Source organism: Pseudomonas wuhanensis, assembly GCF_030687395.1.
Taxonomy (GTDB): Bacteria; Pseudomonadota; Gammaproteobacteria; order Pseudomonadales; family Pseudomonadaceae; genus Aquipseudomonas; species Aquipseudomonas wuhanensis.
In genome coordinates, this window is the sequence record NZ_CP117430.1 from 2,720,308 (window position 1) to 2,736,354 (window position 16,047).

The window sequence follows — 16,047 nt, forward strand, 5'->3', positions numbered from 1 at the left end:
CATGTCGATTTCCCTTACCCGCGAAACCGCGCCGGCGGTGTTGATCCAGCGCCGTGTGCCGATTGGTTTGATTGCGCTGTTGTTGATCGCCTTCGTGGTCGTGCCGCTGACCGGCAACGACTATTGGCTGAACGCGATTCTGATCCCGTTCCTGGTGCTGTCCCTGGCCGGGCTTGGCCTCAATCTGCTCACCGGTTACACCGGCCAGACTTCGGTTGGTGCGGCCGGGTTCATGGCGGTCGGCGCCTTTGCCACCTACGGGTTTCTGCTGCGTTTGCCAGAGCTGGGCTTGCCGGTGGCGCTGCTCGGCGGTGGGCTGATCAGCGCGGTGGTGGGGTTTGTCTTTGGCCTGCCGAGTTCGCGGATCAAGGGCTTTTACCTGATGGTCACCACGCTCGCCGCGCAGTTTTTCCTCGAGTGGCTGTTCGTCAAATTCCCCTGGTTCTACAACTATGGTTCGTCCGGGACCATTTCCGCGCCGAAACTGGCCCTGTTCGGTCATGACCTCAACACCCCATTGGGCCGCTATCTGCTGACCCTGACCACCGTGCTGTTGCTGACCTGGGGCGCGGTGAACCTGGTGAAAAGCCAGATCGGCCGCAACTGGATGGCGATCCGCGACATGGATACCGCCGCCGCAGTCATCGGCATTGCGGTGGTGCGCTACAAGCACCTGGCATTCGCCGTCAGCTCGTTTTACCTCGGCATCGCCGGGGCGCTGTGGGCCTTTGCTTATCTGGGCACGGCCAGCGCCAGCAGCTTCGATATCAACCGGTCGTTCCAGATCCTGTTCATCATCATTATCGGTGGCATGGGCAGCATCGCCGGCAACTTCGTCGGCGCGGCGTTTATCAGCCTGCTGCCGATCCTGCTCAGCCACGCCGGGCAAGCCTTGTTCGGCGGTTCGGTGGACGCCGGCCAGTTACAGAATCTGCAAAAAATCATCTTCGGCGTGCTGATCATCCTGTTTCTGATCAAGGAACCGGAAGGCCTGATTCGCCTCTTGAGCAACCTTCGTGAACGGCTGAGTCACTGGCCGTTGCGCTTCTGAATTCCCCCACTAATTAGAGAGACAACATGCGTGCATCCTTGAAACGTTCGTTGGCCGGCGTCGCTCTGACGCTGGCGGTATTCGGCAGTGCGGTGCCACAGGTTTTGGCCTCGCCGGACCAGCAGTTTTTCCCGTTGGCCACTTATCGCGTCGGCGCTTACGCCTCCAGCGGTGTGCAAGTGTGGGCCGGCATGCTCGATTACCTGAACTACATCAACGATGTGGAAGGCGGGATCAACGGCGTCAAACTGGTCTGGCAGGAATGCGAAACCGAGTGGACGGCGGAGAAGGGCATCGAGTGCTATGAGCGCTTCAAGAAAGGCCTGGATGGCGCACCGGTGGCGATCTATTCACCCAACGGCGCACCGGCGGCGTATGCGCTGAGCGAGCGGGCGGAAGTCGACAAGATCCCGCTGATCACCCTCGGCTACGGTCGCACCGAAGCCACCGACGGCACGGTGTTCCCTTACAATTTTCCGGTGATGCTGACCTTCTACAGCGAGGCTTCGAGCCTGATCAACTACATCGCCCAGCGCGAAGGCGGGTTCGACAAACTCAAGGGCAAGAAGATCGCGACGGTTTATCACGACTCGGCTTACGGTCGGGAAACCCTCGGCCCGTTGAAACTGCTGGCGGAGAAGTACAGCTTCGAAAACATCCAGATCCCGGTGGCCGATCCGGGCAACGAGCAATCGTCGCAATGGCGGCAAGTGCGCCAGGCCAACCCGGACTGGGTGTTCCTGCGCACCTGGGGCGTGTCGACGCCGGTGGCGGTCAAGACAGCCGCGCGTTTCGGCTTCCCGGTGGACCACATCGTCGGCGACATCTGGGCCAGTTCCAGCGAAGACGTGTTGCCCGCAGGCGCCGCCGCCAAAGGGTATCTGGCGCTGACGCCATACCCGGCCGGCAGCGAATTCGAGATCCACAAACGCCTCAAGCAAGCCATCCTCGACAAGGGCAAAAGCGACCTCAAGGACCTGAAGAATTTCGGCAGCGTCTATTACAACTCCGGGCTGGTGAACGCGGCAGTGATGGTGGAAGCGATCCGCACCGCCCAAGGCAAGTTCGGCAAGCGCCCGCTTAATGGCGAAGAAGGGCGCTGGGGGCTGGAACACCTGAACATCGACGACGCGCGGCTCAAGGACATGGGGTACTTCGGCCTGATGCAGAACCTCAAGCTGTCTTGCAAGGATCATGAGGGTGGCGGTTCGGCGCGGGTGCAGCAGTGGGACGGCGCCAACTGGACGCTGATCAGCGACTGGATCCCCGCCGACCGCGCCTTGCTGCGGCCCTTGATCGATGAAAAATCCGCCGCGTTCGCCAAGGAAAAAGGCCTGACGCCACGCACCTGCACCGGGGATGAATAACGTATGAGCCAAGCCGCCAGCGACATTGCCGCCAATGACCTGTTGCAAGTCAAAGACATCGAGGTGATTTACGACGGGGCGATCCTGGCCGTGGCCGGGGTGTCGCTGACGGTGCCCGAGGGCGGCATCGTCGCGTTGCTCGGGGCCAATGGTGCGGGCAAAAGCACCACGCTCAAGGCGATTTCCGGGTTGGTGCGGGCCGAGCGTGCGGAAGTCAGCCGAGGGACGATCGAGTTTCTCGGGCGCGATACCGCAGGGGTTAATCCGAGCGTTCGCGTGCGTCAGGGCATGGTGCATGTGCTGGAAGGTCGGCACGTATTTGCGCAACTGACGGTGGAGGACAACCTGCGCAGCGGCGGCTTCGTTCGTGGTCTGAGCCGCAAGGACCTGGCGGCGGATCTGGAGCGCATCTACGCCTGGTTTCCACGCCTGAAAACCAAACGCAAGACCCAGGCCGGGCTGACTTCCGGTGGCGAACAACAAATGGTCGCCATCGGCCGGGCGTTGATGACACGTCCTACTTTGGTACTGCTCGATGAACCTTCCATGGGTTTGGCGCCTATTATCGTCCAGGAGATTTTCGAAATCGTCGCCCAACTCAATCGAGACGAGCAGGTGAGCTTCCTGATTGCCGAGCAAAATATTAACGTGGCACTCAAGTACGCCTCACAGGCCTACGTCCTCGACACCGGTCGCGTGGTGCTGTCCGGCACCGCCGATGAGTTACTGGCACGGGGCGATCTGCACGACTTTTATTTAGGTAAACACTGATCAATGAGAACGCCATGACTGACACCCCACGCGGACAGGCGACCGACGCCATCCGCCACGCGGACATCCTGATCATCGGCGGCGGCCTCAGCGGCGCGATGCTGGCGGCGCAGTTGCTGCGTTTGCCGGGCAAGCGTCAGGTGCTGGTAATCGAACCTCGCACTGAACTTGGTCGGGGCGAGGCCTACAGTGCGGTCGAACTGGGCCATACGCTCAACGGCAACGCGGCGCGGATGAGCGTCGATCCCGACAACGCTGATGATTTGACTCAATGGTTGACCGAGTACATCGCTGCGGGTGGTTGGCCGGAGTCGGATCAGCAACATGTACCGATCAGTGAGCTGTTTGCGCCGCGCGGGTTGTTTGGCGTTTATGTGCAGCAGCGTTTGGCCGAAGCGCAGGTGGTGGGCGCGCGGTACGGCTCGACGGTGGAGCATGTGTGCGCGGAAGTGGTCGATGTGCAGACCGATATCGATTCGGTGCGCCTCACCTTGAACGATGGCCAACGTTTGCAGGGCGCCTATGCGGTGCTGGCCACTGGCATGTTCCCCGCCGCGCGCACGCCGCAAACCGAATCCAGCGGCTTGAACGCAGCGGCGCTCGATCCATGGGATGTCGCCGCCATGCGTCAGCTCGATCCGCAGTCGACGGTGCTGATCATCGGCTCGGGCCTGACCATGGTCGATGCCGTGGTGTCACTGGAACAGGCCGGGCATCGCGGGCCGATCGAAGTGTTTTCCCGGCATGGCCTGCTGCCGCATGTACGGCGACAGCCTCCGGCCTGGGCCGATTTCCTGGCCGAGGATCACAGCATTCGCACGCCGCGTCAGCTGATGCGCGAACTGCGTCGGCATTGCCGCGACGCCATCGCCCAGGGCATCGACTGGCAAGCGCCGCTCGACACGGTGCGGGCGCACATCGGGCGGTTGTGGAGTCAGGCGACGGATGTGCAACGTCGGCAGTTTGTGCGGCATGTGCGGCCGTGGTGGGAAAGCCATCACCATCGCTCGCCGCCGCTGAGTGCCGAGTTGGTGGCGCGACTGCACGGGGAAGGGCGGTTGCGGATTCAGGCTGCATCGTTCAAAGGGTTGGAGCCTTCGTTGAGCGGAGAGGTCAGCATTCGCATCCGTCGACGTGGCGAGGCGCAAACCTGCGTGGTGCACGGCGCGGCACTGATCAATTCCAGCGGTATCGAATACGACTGGCGGCGAGTGGCGCGCCCATTGCCGCAGCAGCTATTGGCACGCGGGCTGGTACGGCCGGGGCCATTGGCGTTGGGCATTGCCGCCGCGGATGACGGCGCGGTGCTAAGCGCCGATGGGCAGGTCGCCAGCCGTTTGTTCGCCATGGGGCCACCGTTGCGTGGGATGTGGTGGGAGAGCACGGCGGTGACTGATGTGGCGAGCCAGGCCAAGTTTCTTGCGGCGCGATTGGTGGATTGACCGAAAGTTAGAGGGTGTTTTTTCGGGCCTCATCGCGGGCAAGCCCGCTCCCACAGTAAGCGGTGTCGTTCACAAATCCTTTGGTCACATCAGATACCTGTGGGAGCGGGCTTGCTCGCGAAGAGGCCGGTACAGCCACCACAAGGCTAAGTGTCAGACCGCTAAACAAACGCTGTTTAAGCGACACTTCCAGATACTCACTCAGGCTACACAGCCTTGCGCCGTTGCCTACGACTGCGCCAGAATCCGCCGGCTTGTGCGCCTTGAGGCCGGGCTCTATCGTTTCCGGGTCGTTGACGAATCAGCGATCGGGTTTCGCAGCCCGTGTATCTCTAGACGCACAACATCCTCCGTTCGTGAACAGGTATGCCTGTCCGTTCATGTTATGGCGGCTGTACGTGGGAGACCTTCGGGTCTGCCGGTTCTAGAGTCCCGGTCTGCGACCTGCGTATAGCTGCCACCTCCTTTCGTCTCGCAGCGAACCGTGGCAGCTCCATGACTCTAGGAGCTTCATCTATGTTCAAACCTACACCCAACCCGCCTGAAACCGATCCGACATCACCCTACGAATCCCTCGATTCCAAAAAACTCCACGAAGCCGCCGACCGCGCCCTCGACCATTACCTAAAGCCCCCCATCCCCAAAGACACCAAGCGCAAACCCAGCACCATTTACCACGTCGGCGCCAAGGTCGATAACGAAACCCTGCTGGTCAACGCCTGCGAATCCCTGGCGTCGGCGAGCGTGATGCTCAGTGAGTTCGCCGGGTTGATGGACATGCCCCATCGCAACATGATGCTGGGGATTCAATCGGTGGTCATGCTTGGGGAGTTGGCGGTGAATCGGGTGCTGGATAACCTCGATCCGCAGGGCTAACAGGCGCACTGATCGTTCCCACGCTCCGCGTGGGAATGCCTCAACGGACGCTCTGCGTTCGGCTCTGGAAGGGACGCGGAGCGTCCCGGGCTGCATTCCCACGCAGAGCGTGGGAACGATCAAAACCCCGCATCACGCGGGGTTTCTTGTAAAAGTGTGGGAGCGTATCAAGCCACCACCTGATAACACGGTACATACTCCGCGCCGCCCGGCAGTTTCATCCGGTGCTGGGCGACGAAGGCTTTGAGCAGTTTGTCCAGCGGCTGCATGACCGCGGCATCGCCACGGATCTGGTATGGCCCGTGTTCTTCGATCAGGCGGATGCCCTTGTCCTTGACGTTGCCGGCGACGATGCCGGAGAACGCGCGGCGCAGGTTGGCGGCCAGTTCGTGGGAGGGCAGGTTGCGGCTCAATTGCAGGTTGGCCATGTTGGCGTGGGTCGGGTCGAACGGGCGCTGGAAGCCTTCGTCGATCTTCAGCAGCCAGTTGAAATGGAACGCGTCGTTGCGCTCGCGACGGAACTGTTTGACCTCTTTGAGGCCCTGAGTCATCTGCCGCGCCACTTCAACCGGGTCGTCGATGATGATCTCGTAGTGTTGCTGCGCGGCTTCACCGAGGGTCGCACCGACGAAGGCGTGCAACTGCTCCAGGTACGGCGCGGCGCTTTTCGGCCCGGTGAGGACCACGGGGAAAGGCAGGCTTTCGTTATCCGGGTGCATCAGGATGCCGAGCAGGTACAGAAACTCTTCGGCCGTGCCCGCGCCGCCCGGGAAAATGATGATGCCGTGGCCGACCCGCACGAAGGCTTCCAGACGTTTCTCGATGTCCGGCAGGATCACCAGTTCGTTGACGATCGGGTTCGGCGCTTCGGCGGCGATGATCCCGGGTTCGGTCAAGCCGAGGTAGCGACCACCGTGGATGCGTTGCTTGGCGTGGGCGATGGTCGCGCCTTTCATCGGGCCTTTCATCACGCCCGGACCACAACCGGTGCAGATGTCCAGGCTGCGCAGGCCGAGTTCGTGGCCGACTTTCTTGGTGTATTTGTATTCTTCGGTGTTGATCGAGTGGCCGCCCCAGCACACTACGATTTTCGGTTCGACGCCGGGGCGCAGGGTGCGGGCGTTGCGCAGCAAGTGGAAGACGTAGTCGCTGATGCCCTGGGAGGTGCTCAGGTCGATGCTCAAGGCGTCGAGTTCGTTTTCGGTGTAGACGATGTCGCGCAGGGCGCTGAAGAGCATTTCCCGGGTGCTGGCGATCATTTCGCCATCGACGAAGGCGTCGGCCGGGGCGTTCAGCAATTCCAGGCGTACGCCACGGTCTTGCTGGTGAATGCGGATTTCGAAGTCTTTGTAGGCTTCCAGAATGGTCTTGGCGTTATCGACGTGAGCGCCGGTATTGAGGATGGCCAGGGCGCACTGGCGGAAAAGGGTATAGGTGAGGCCGGTTCCGGCTTCGCTCAGTTGCTGTACTTCACGTTGGGACAGTGTTTCCAGGCTGCCTTTAGGGCTGACCGAGGCGTTGATTACATGTCGTTGGGTCATTCAATGATCCTTAAAACGATGTCACCCGCCGGCAGGCGCATGGCATCCGAATAGTGTGTATCCATAATGAAGATGGCACGAACTGCGCTGTATCGCTATGTCCCCGTTTGACGATGAAAAGATGAAAAGGAGCCCCAGCATAGCTAAATCCTTCGGGGAGGCGATAATGCCCTGCAGTCTTTTTGCCACAGAGCCTTTTACCATTGATGCAAGGAACCCCGTCGCGATGTTCGAAATCCAGCCAATGAATGCCGAAACCTATCGACGCCAGACGCGACGCAGCACGGTAATCATCGCTCTGATGTTCCTGGCGCTGGCGATGGTGCTGTCCACGGCAGCGGTGGCGCTGTTCGGTGAGCCCGGCGGCGACAATCTGCGTTTCAACGTTGGCGGCGTATTTGCTGCGTTGTTGCTGATGGCGGCGCTGATGCGCGGAACGTTCTGGACCCAGGAATGGATGGCGCCAGCCGTGTACGGTTGGCAGCTCAAACGCAGCTTGATGAGCATTACCAATGTCATGCACCAGGTGACGGCGGCAGTGGAGAAGGGCGATCCGAGCGCCATGAAACTGCTGCGTTTTTATCATCTGGGACTGAGCCAGATGCACCAGTTGGACGGCAATTCCAGCGACCATAGCCAGCTGACCCGTGAGATGGACCAGCACAAGGCGCGGATGGAAGCGCTGGGCATCGAGACCGAACAAACGCAATTGAACCCGGCCTGGCTTGAGGCGGTGAAGCAGACGCAGGTGTAATAATACGATCGTTGGCGATGAGCATTTTCGTGCAAATCACCTATCGTATCCGTTGATGGGTCATAGTGGTCTGAGCGCCGGCCACGGCTGGCTGGCGCTAAAAGGGCGAACGGGAAAATTCGCCATTGCATAAGGGATTCAGGGAGCGTCATGGGGCATCCGTTCGTCAAAGATCGTATTGAAAGCACCCGGCTCGCCGCGCCTTGGGTGCCCGGGCAGATTGAGTCGAAACTCAAGGTTCGATACGCAGTCTCCCTACTTGTTGCGGTGTGCCTGTCCATGACGGCCATTGTGATCGGGGAAGGCTGGAACGCGCGGCAGTATCATTTGCGCGGCAGCGAAGTGGAGATGTCCAACCTGGCGCAAACCCTGGCCTCGCAGGCGCGAGCATCGATCAAACAGGCCGACACGCTGCTGTTTGCCGTGGTGGACCGCCTTGAAAACGACGGTATGGAGCCAGCGAGAATTCCCAGGCTGCAAAGTTTGCTCCACGCCCAGCGCGGTGAACTGGCGCAGATCCATGGGCTGTTCGTTTTCGACGAAGAAGGACGCTGGCTTGCCAACTCCAATAACGCTGTGTTGCCCAATGCCAATAACTCCGACCGTGAATATTTCATCTACCACCGTGATCATCCCGACCGCGGCCCTCATATCGGTCCATCGATAAGAAGTCGCTCGACCGGTGAGTGGGTCATGACCGTGTCACGCAGGATCAATCACGCCGATGGGCGGTTTGCCGGCGTGGTGGCGGCTTCGATCTATCTCAAACATTTCCTGGACTTGTACAACAGCATCGACATGGGCAATAACGGGGTGGTCAATCTGATCGCCGATAACGCCACCATCGTCGTTCGCCGCCCGTTCAAGGAAACCGATATCGGCACCAGCATCGCCAAGGGGCCGCTGTTTACCCAGTTGTTGCCCAAGGGCGATTTCGGTACGGCAATCGTCAAATCCTACGTGGACGGGGTGGAGCGGGTGGTGGGGTTTCGGCGGGTCGAGGGTTATCCGCTTATCGTTTTTACCGCGCTCGACAAGGAAGAAGTCCTGGCCAGCTGGCGGCAGGAGGCAATGCTCAGTGCGGGCATCGTCTCATTGCTGCTGGGGTTTCTGGGCGTTCTCGGCTATCGCCTGATCCGTGTCATGAAGCAGCAGAATCATATTCAGAACGAATTGCTGGAGGCTCAGGAAAAACTCATTGAGGTCAACCACAGCCTCAAATTGCTGGCTCTGGAGGATGCACTGACCGGGCTTTCCAACCGGCGTCAATTCGACCTGTTCATCCTGGCGGAAATGGGCCGTGCCAGACGTACCCACACCAGCCTTGCGTTGCTGATGATCGATGTCGATCATTTCAAGAGTTTCAATGATCACTACGGTCATTTGGCGGGCGATGAGTGTTTGCGCAAGATCAGCACCATCATCACCGACAACATCCAGCGCCCCGGCGATCTCGCTGCCCGCTTCGGTGGTGAGGAGTTTACGGTGGTGCTGCCCGGCACCGATTATGTGGGGGCGTTTTTGGTGGCGGAAAAGATCCGTCGCGCGGTTCAGCAAATGGACATCAAGCATAGTGGCAGCCCCGAAGGCCTCGTCACGGTCAGCCTGGGGGTCTGTGCCTACAACCAGACGGCGCAGAGCGAGCCCGAAGATTTGATCGGCGCAGCAGACAAGGCGCTGTATGTGGCCAAGGCCAGTGGCCGGAACATGAGCGTCATTGCCAACTGAACTCAACCAGACCGGTTACTGCCCTGAACGAGTCGGGTGCCGCAATCTCCATAACCGGATCAGTCGCAGGTAGATCAGCACGTTGATCGCCAGTACCACGCTGCCCAGCCCCAACTGAATCGTGGGTGTCAGCCCGGCCGGATAAATAATCGGCCACACGTAATGTTCAATAAAACCGCCGCCATAACCGGTTTGCCCGGCTGCATGGCGCATGAGGTTTTCCCATTCGGTCAGTGGGCACGACAGGTGGAAAACTTCCACGATCACGCCCCACACGGCGGCGGGCAGGTGCCACCAGGCCAGGTGGTGCCATTTGAGCACCAGCAGCCCGCCGAACAGCACGAACAGAATGAACAGCAAGTGAGACAGCACCAGCCCGTCGGCGGCGATTCGGTAAAGCATGTCGACTTCCTGACGCGTTATGTGAATCGCTCCATGGTACTCGGGCTGGGCGCGTGTGCTCTATCGATTGCTGTTCTCAAGCACTGCCAGTACTTCTTTCAAACGCACCGCCGTGGCTTCGCTGCTACGTTGCATCGGCGCGCGCAGCTCGTCGTGGATCAACCCTTCAAGGGCCAGGGCGGTTTTCACCGGGGCGGGATTGGGCTCGATGAACAGGCTGTGGATCAACGGCAGCAACTGGAAGAACGTCGTCCGGCCATCCGCTAACCGGTTGTCGCGAAGCTGCTGATACAGCCTCACGAACAGCTCGGGATGAACATGGGCCGAGGCGGCAATCGCGCCTTTGGCACCGAGGCACAAAGCACCGAATATCTGGTGGTCTTCACCGCACAGCACGTCGACTTTGCCGCTGCAGAGCAGCGCAAGGGTGGTGGCTGGATTACCGCCGCAGTCCTTGATCGCGACGATCCGCTCGTGGCGGACGATCCGCAGCAAGGTCGCCTGCTCGAAGGCTATGCCGGTGCGATAGGGAATGTCGTAGAGAATCACCGGGACGCTGGAAGCATCGGCGACGGTCTTGAAAAACGCTTCGAGGCCGGCCTGGGAAGGGCGGATGTAGTACGGCGGTGGAACCAGCAAACCCGCCAGGGCACGTTTCAGGATTTCGCCTTGAAATTGCAGCAATTCGGCAAGGTTGTTGCCGGCCAGACCCATGACTACACGTTCTGGTGCAACCCGTTCCAGCACCGCATCGAGCACTGCCAGTTGCTCATGTTTGCCCAGCGCTGCGGCTTCCCCGGTGGTGCCGCAGACCACAATGCCATCAACGCCTTTTTCCAGCAGATGACTGACCAGCCGCCGCAACCCTTCGAAGTCGATCGCGCCATTGTGAAACGGCGTAACGATGGGAACCCAGATACCTTGAAACGATGACATGCACTTTCTCCTGAAGGTTGACCGATTTCGTCACCGTCAGAAGCGTAGAAGGAAGTCAGCAAGAAGGAGGGAGTGTCCGCCGCGCTCAATGTCCTGTCAGCTCATCTGACGGGACAGCGCGCCCCGGTCACATGAGCGACTGTTTCTTCGATTTAAGGGCGTGCGCAACGCAACCTTGCGCCTTGGCATTCAAGCCAATGACGACAGTGTTGAGATTGAAGGTTGCGGACATGGTTGCTTACACCCTGAATGAGGTGCTCAGTTTTAAAAGTCGGCGCGATATTTGTCAATCTCGAAAATCAGCACTGGTTGCGTGCAAGTGCGCAAGATTGTTCAAGCCATCCACCGTGACTGCTGGCACAGTCTGGGGTCTTTCCCTGGTTGCAGAGCGTTATGTCCAACTCACTCCTGCCGCGCAGTGCATTCCTTCGCGGTGCCGTGGCCATCATGCCGTTGTCCCTGGCGACCGCGCCTTGGGGGTTGCTGGCCGGCTCCATGGCCATCGAGGCCAATCTCACTCCGCTGCAAGGTCAGGGGCTGTCGAGCATCGTGTTTGCCGGCGCAGCTCAATTGGTCGCCATCGGCATGCTCAAGGGCGGCGCCGGGGTCTTTTCGATTCTGTTGACCACGCTGTTGCTGACCTCCCAGCATTTGCTTTACGGGATGAGCATGCGTTCGGTGATTTCCCCGTTGCCGGGCCGCTGGCGTGTGGGGCTGGGTTTTTTGCTCACCGACGAGTTGTTCGCCCTGACCAGCCAGCATGACAAACAGCAGTTCAATCGTTGGTATGCCCTGGGCGTGGGCCTGACGTTTTACATCGCGTGGAACCTCTTCACCCTGGCGGGCATTGTGCTGGGCAGCAGCATTCCGGGCCTTGAACACCTGGGGTTGGATTTCTCTATCGCGGCGACCTTTATCGCCTTGATCACACCAGTGGTGCGCAACGTTCCGACGGTAGTCTGCGTGGCGGTCTCGCTGTTCTGTTCGGTGCTGTTCAGCTATTGGCAATGGGGCTCGGCCCTGGTGTTGTCAGGGTTGGCGGGCATGACCGCAGGCTTTATCTGCAACAAACTCTACGTGGGGCGCACATGATGGTCTGGGCTGTGATTATCGGGATGGGCCTGCTGGTGTTCCTGAACCGCTACGTATTTCTCGAGCCTCGGCTGCCGGTGCGCTTGAGCAGCAATGCCCGGCAGTTCCTCGGTTTCGCGGTGCCGGGCATGCTCACGGCGATTTGCGGACCGATCGTGTTCATGCCCGACAAGCAGCTGAACCTGCAATGGGACAACCCCTACCTGATCAGTTCGCTGGTGGCCGTGGGCCTGGTACTTTACACCCGCAATACGTTGCTCAGCATGTTGTTGAGCATGGGTTTTTTCTTTTTGCTGCGGTGGTGGCTGTGAGTTGTCCGGGGCGAAACTGAACTACGCTTAACGGATGATCCCTTGAGGACGGGAGGTGGACATGGCCACTGAACCAAAGCGTCCAGACCTGGATGAAGACACCGATGAACCCACGCAAGAAGAGATCGAGCGGCAGAGGCGTTCGACGCCGGACTGGAAGCACCCCGACGACGGTAAAGAACTGTCGGACCGTGACCAGGAGCGCCCGTTGAAACCCTGATCGGTCTGCACATGCCCAAAAGCCCCGCCATTGATGGCGGGGCTTTTTAATTTCCGATGCCTGAAATGCAATCACCTGTGGTAAGGCAATGTGCCGTTGCAGACAGAGAAATGTACCGGGAAATACAGTCTGTTGAGCCACTGTTGCTGGGTAAACACAGGCTGTTCCCCGTCATGAGCTTATGCATAAATAGAATTTAAAATTGCACCTGTAAGCGCGTTATGGTCTATAAAAATAACCCTTCAGGAGCCCCTGATGAATCTGTCCCGATACCTGCGCGGTCTGTTGGCCAGCGCCCTGTTTGCCGCGCCTTTGACCTACGGCGCCGACCCCGTGGTGTTGCACGTCGGCGATCAGAACTACTACAACATTCGCGCCTCGGTGGAGGCTTCAGGGGTGCTGCAAGGAGCGCCCTATACCGTCGACTGGAAGCACTTCCAGGCCGCTGCGCCGCTGGCCGAAGCGCTGAATACCGGCGCGTTGGACCTGGGTTTTCTCGGTGATTCAGGTTTTCTGTTTCTGGCCGCCAAACAGGCACCGGTCAAGCTGATCGGCGTGTCGCGGCAGAACCCGGACACCATCGCCTTGCTGGTACCCAAGGATTCGCCGGTCAAAACCATCGCCGACCTCAAGGGCAAGAAAGTCGCTTACTGGCCCGGCGCCTGGAGCCAGCAGTTGACCTTGCGCGCTCTGGAGCAAGCCGATTTGCCGGAGAACTACGTCGACTTCATCAAACTGATGCCAATCGACGCCGCTGCCGCGTTACCCCAAGGCAGCATCGACGCGTTTCCGGTCTGGGAACCCTACATTTCCCAGCAGATACTGTTCTCCGGCGCCCGACCGATTCTCACCGCCAAAAACCTGATGCCCGGTCTCAGCGCCATCGCCGCCTCGACGCCTTCGATCGACAGCAAACGCGAAGCCATTGCCGACTTCCTGGTGCGCCTGAAAAAGGCCCGGGCCTGGGTCGACAATCACACCGACGAGTACGCCGATCTCTGGGCGAAGAAGGCCAACCTGGACCAGAACGTGTCGCGCCTTTGGCTGCGTCAGGCCCACATGACCGTCGGCCCGGTGGATCAGCAGGCTGCGGTGGATCTGCAAAGCACCGCGGACTTCCTGTTCAAGGTCAAGGCATTGCCGGCCGCCCTGGCGACGGCACCGATTATCGACAGCTCGTTCCGGCAGGCACTGGCGCAATAACCGAAAATGGAAGGCATAACGCGAATCCGGGAGCGGGCGCCGGAACCAAACACTGTGTACCCTTATCCAACCTCGGCTTGCAGCGATCTGCGGGCCGGTCAAGGGATGAATGGGCGAGGGGTTTTTGCCATTAAACGTAATGACCGCAAGGTCTGGTCCAAGGCAAAACATGAAGCAGCTGGTCAAGGTTCTCTCCGCGTTCGCCATCGCAGTCGGCCTGTTTGGCTGCATCGCCGCGCCCATTGAAATGACGCCGCAGACGCAACAGGGGCTGCGCACTCAAGCGCCCATCCGCTTTCTGCTGACCTTCGACGACGGGCCCAGCGCGTCCGGTTTTTACAACCCGACGGTCACCGTGCTCGACAGCCTCGCGCGCAATCCGCTGCAACCCGACATTAAAGCGGTGTTCTTCGTACAGACCCGTGACTCACGCGCCGGCGGCAGTGAGGCAGGTCGACAGATCATGCGTCGCGAACACGCCGAAGGTCACTTGCTGGGCTTCCACACGGCCACGCGCCGGCACACCAACCATCGTTCTCTGGACCCGGAAGCACTGGAACAGTCGCTCACTGATGGCAGCGCAGATATTGCCGCGATCACTGGCGCGTTGCCGACCCTGGTGCGCCCGCCGTTCTGGAACTACGACAAGCGCACCTTCGCGGCCTATCAACAGCATGGCATGCACGTACTGCTGACCGACCTGAGCGCCAATGACGGCAAGATCTGGGGCTTCAACGCCAGCCCCCGTCGGCGGGCCAACCTGCTGCGGCAACTGTCCGAAGTCCGCGAGCGCATTGCCCTCGGTGAGTTGCCGACGGTGGACGGGGTGATTCCGGTGGTGGTGACTTTTCACGACCTGAATCGCTACACCGCCCGGCATACCCGCGAATACCTGCAAATCCTCCTCGACAGTGCCAGTGCCACCGGCTTGGTCACAGCCCAGAAAGCCTTTTACGACGACACGGCAGCACTGCAGCAGGCGGCCATGGCGCGTACTGTCCGGGACAGTTCAGAGGCGGTGGAGTTGCCAGGGATCTGGAACTGGTTATGGGGCGCAGATACCCACTGAGCGATGTCGGACGATTGATTGTGTAGCAGCTGTCGAGCTTGCGAGGCGGCTATAGAACTCGCTGGCGTGTTGCGCAAGTTGAACTATTCTCAGTGGATCCAATCGCGAAACCATCCAGGGGAGGCATCCGCCATGGTTCAACTTGCGCAGCTTTGCCAAATTGTGGAGTCCGGTTTCAAACCGCTGTCCTGCGAATGCACCGTGAATCACGATGAAACATTGCGGATCAAGGTCTTCGATCGCACCAGCGGACGGATTGAGCTGTTGATCACCGGTGTATCGCCCGAAGAATTGACCAGTGTCCGCGATATTTCCAACCTGATCGGCGAACTTCGCACCGAAATGCGCGCCGGTCGCAGAGCTCTCGCCGGTGTCATGGCCTAGAGTCTGTCGCGCGGCAGCAGTTCATCAATCATCTGCAAACAATGATTCAACCCCGGCGATACATCGCCCACGCGCCTGCTGAGGATGATCGGCGAGGTGGCGTTGTCTTCCAGCACCGGTGTGAAGCCGATATCGTCGCGGTGCAGCAACTGCACTGAGGCCGGGACCAACGTCACCCCGATTCCCGCACCCACCAGGCCGATTGCTGTTTGCAATTCGTTGGTCCATTGCGCCACGTTGATGTGTACGCCATAGGATTCAAACAACGCGATCACGTGGTCGGCGTAGCTGGGGCGCGGGTTGCCGGGGTAGAGCACGAAGGGTTCTTTTGCCAGTTCACGAAGGCTGATGGGCCCGGCCAGTAATGGATGGCCGGCGGGGAGGGCGGCGACCAGTCGGTCTTCAGTCAAAACAGTCTGGATGATCGCCGGGTCGTCGATGCGGATTCGCCCGAAACCAATATCAATGCGCCCCGCCTTGAGCGCCTGCACCTGTTGCAACGTGGTCATTTCCGAGAGCCCCAACTCGAGCGCCAGCGGCTCACCGCTGCGCAGTCGGCGGATCAGTTCCGGCAGCACGCCATAGAGGGTCGATGGCGCAAAGCCGATGCCCAGCCAGGTCTTTTCGCCCAGGCCAATCCGCCGCGTGTTGTCGCAGACCTTGCCCAACTGCTCGAGCAGGGCGGTGGAATGTTCATGGAAAAACCGCCCGGCGTCGGTCAGCTTTAGCGGTCGGCCGCGTTCCAGCAGCAGTACCCCGAGTTCATCTTCCAGCTGCTGGATCTGCCGGCTCAGCGGCGGTTGGGCGATGTGCAGCAGTTCGGCGGCGCGGGTGAAGTTGAGGGTTTGAGCCAACACCTGAAAATACCGCAGGTGACGCAGTTCCATGGGGGCCTCCGAA

The 16,047-nt window shown here is 60.0% G+C and carries 17 protein-coding genes; 13 read left to right on the forward strand and 4 right to left on the reverse strand.

The features are described from left to right. The first annotated feature begins 1 nt into the window (after window position 1). The 5 genes from PSH88_RS12675 (at window position 2) to PSH88_RS12695 (ending at window position 5,507) form a co-directional block, all read left to right on the forward strand. Window positions 2-1,051, forward strand: coding sequence for a branched-chain amino acid ABC transporter permease (locus PSH88_RS12675; RefSeq protein ID WP_305426487.1), 1,050 nt, complete (start codon window positions 2-4; stop codon window positions 1,049-1,051). 26 nt (window positions 1,052-1,077) lie between these two features. Then, the gene (locus PSH88_RS12680) at window positions 1,078-2,418 is read left to right on the forward strand and encodes an ABC transporter substrate-binding protein (RefSeq protein ID WP_305426488.1); all 1,341 of its coding nucleotides are present in this window, start codon (window positions 1,078-1,080) and stop codon (window positions 2,416-2,418) included. A 3-nt stretch (window positions 2,419-2,421) separates the two neighbouring features. Next, entirely contained in the window at window positions 2,422-3,189 is a 768-nt protein-coding gene (locus PSH88_RS12685; RefSeq protein WP_305426489.1) for an ABC transporter ATP-binding protein, read from the forward strand. Window positions 3,190-3,203: 14 nt separating this feature from the next. Beyond that, window positions 3,204-4,631, forward strand: a complete 1,428-nt coding sequence (locus PSH88_RS12690; protein WP_305426490.1) for an FAD/NAD(P)-binding protein — start codon at window positions 3,204-3,206, stop codon at window positions 4,629-4,631. Between the two features lie 516 nt (window positions 4,632-5,147). Continuing rightward, window positions 5,148-5,507 (forward strand): DUF6124 family protein, encoded by a 360-nt coding sequence (locus PSH88_RS12695; protein WP_305426491.1) that lies wholly within the window; start codon window positions 5,148-5,150, stop codon window positions 5,505-5,507. Window positions 5,508-5,674: 167 nt separating this feature from the next. Here PSH88_RS12695 and ppnN read toward each other — a convergent pair whose 3' ends face one another. Then, window positions 5,675-7,048: a nucleotide 5'-monophosphate nucleosidase PpnN gene (ppnN, locus tag PSH88_RS12700; protein WP_123360795.1), complete on the reverse strand. Its 1,374-nt coding sequence runs from the start codon at window positions 7,046-7,048 to the stop codon at window positions 5,675-5,677. A gap of 226 nt (window positions 7,049-7,274) precedes the next feature. Here ppnN and PSH88_RS12705 point away from each other — a divergent pair, with 226 nt between their 5' ends. Then, complete coding sequence (locus PSH88_RS12705; RefSeq protein WP_305426492.1) at window positions 7,275-7,802, forward strand: DUF3087 family protein; 528 nt, start codon at window positions 7,275-7,277, stop codon at window positions 7,800-7,802. Window positions 7,803-7,952: 150 nt separating this feature from the next. Next, window positions 7,953-9,530: a sensor domain-containing diguanylate cyclase gene (locus tag PSH88_RS12710; protein WP_305426493.1), complete on the forward strand. Its 1,578-nt coding sequence runs from the start codon at window positions 7,953-7,955 to the stop codon at window positions 9,528-9,530. 15 nt (window positions 9,531-9,545) lie between these two features. On the opposite strand, the gene PSH88_RS12715 is transcribed toward PSH88_RS12710, so the two are convergent. Then, window positions 9,546-9,932: a DUF2784 domain-containing protein gene (locus PSH88_RS12715; RefSeq protein WP_305426494.1), complete on the reverse strand. Its 387-nt coding sequence runs from the start codon at window positions 9,930-9,932 to the stop codon at window positions 9,546-9,548. A gap of 60 nt (window positions 9,933-9,992) precedes the next feature. Continuing rightward, entirely contained in the window at window positions 9,993-10,868 is an 876-nt protein-coding gene (gene dapA, locus PSH88_RS12720; protein WP_305426495.1) for a 4-hydroxy-tetrahydrodipicolinate synthase, read from the reverse strand. 393 nt (window positions 10,869-11,261) lie between these two features. Between dapA and PSH88_RS12725 the strand changes: the two genes are divergently transcribed. The 6 genes from PSH88_RS12725 (at window position 11,262) to PSH88_RS12750 (ending at window position 15,147) form a co-directional block, all read left to right on the forward strand. Further along, window positions 11,262-11,960 carry an AzlC family ABC transporter permease gene (locus PSH88_RS12725; protein ID WP_305426496.1) on the forward strand — a complete coding sequence of 233 codons (699 nt, stop codon included), beginning with the start codon at window positions 11,262-11,264 and terminating at the stop codon, window positions 11,958-11,960. Then, window positions 11,960-12,271 carry an AzlD domain-containing protein gene (locus PSH88_RS12730; protein ID WP_162830927.1) on the forward strand — a complete coding sequence of 104 codons (312 nt, stop codon included), beginning with the start codon at window positions 11,960-11,962 and terminating at the stop codon, window positions 12,269-12,271. The genes PSH88_RS12725 and PSH88_RS12730 overlap by 1 nt, the downstream gene beginning before the upstream one ends. A 61-nt stretch (window positions 12,272-12,332) precedes the next feature. After that, a complete protein-coding gene (locus PSH88_RS12735) occupies window positions 12,333-12,491 on the forward strand; it encodes a hypothetical protein (RefSeq protein ID WP_305426497.1) in 159 nt (52 codons plus the stop codon). A 255-nt stretch (window positions 12,492-12,746) separates the two neighbouring features. After that, window positions 12,747-13,694, forward strand: a complete 948-nt coding sequence (locus PSH88_RS12740; RefSeq protein WP_305426498.1) for an ABC transporter substrate-binding protein — start codon at window positions 12,747-12,749, stop codon at window positions 13,692-13,694. Between the two features lie 169 nt (window positions 13,695-13,863). After that, a complete protein-coding gene (locus PSH88_RS12745) occupies window positions 13,864-14,763 on the forward strand; it encodes a polysaccharide deacetylase family protein (protein WP_305426499.1) in 900 nt (299 codons plus the stop codon). A gap of 132 nt (window positions 14,764-14,895) precedes the next feature. Continuing rightward, window positions 14,896-15,147 carry a DUF1652 domain-containing protein gene (locus PSH88_RS12750; protein WP_305426500.1) on the forward strand — a complete coding sequence of 84 codons (252 nt, stop codon included), beginning with the start codon at window positions 14,896-14,898 and terminating at the stop codon, window positions 15,145-15,147. Here PSH88_RS12750 and PSH88_RS12755 read toward each other — a convergent pair. Further along, entirely contained in the window at window positions 15,144-16,034 is an 891-nt protein-coding gene (locus PSH88_RS12755) for a LysR family transcriptional regulator (RefSeq protein ID WP_305426501.1), read from the reverse strand. The genes PSH88_RS12750 and PSH88_RS12755 overlap by 4 nt on opposite strands. Window positions 16,035-16,047 lie beyond the last annotated feature (13 nt).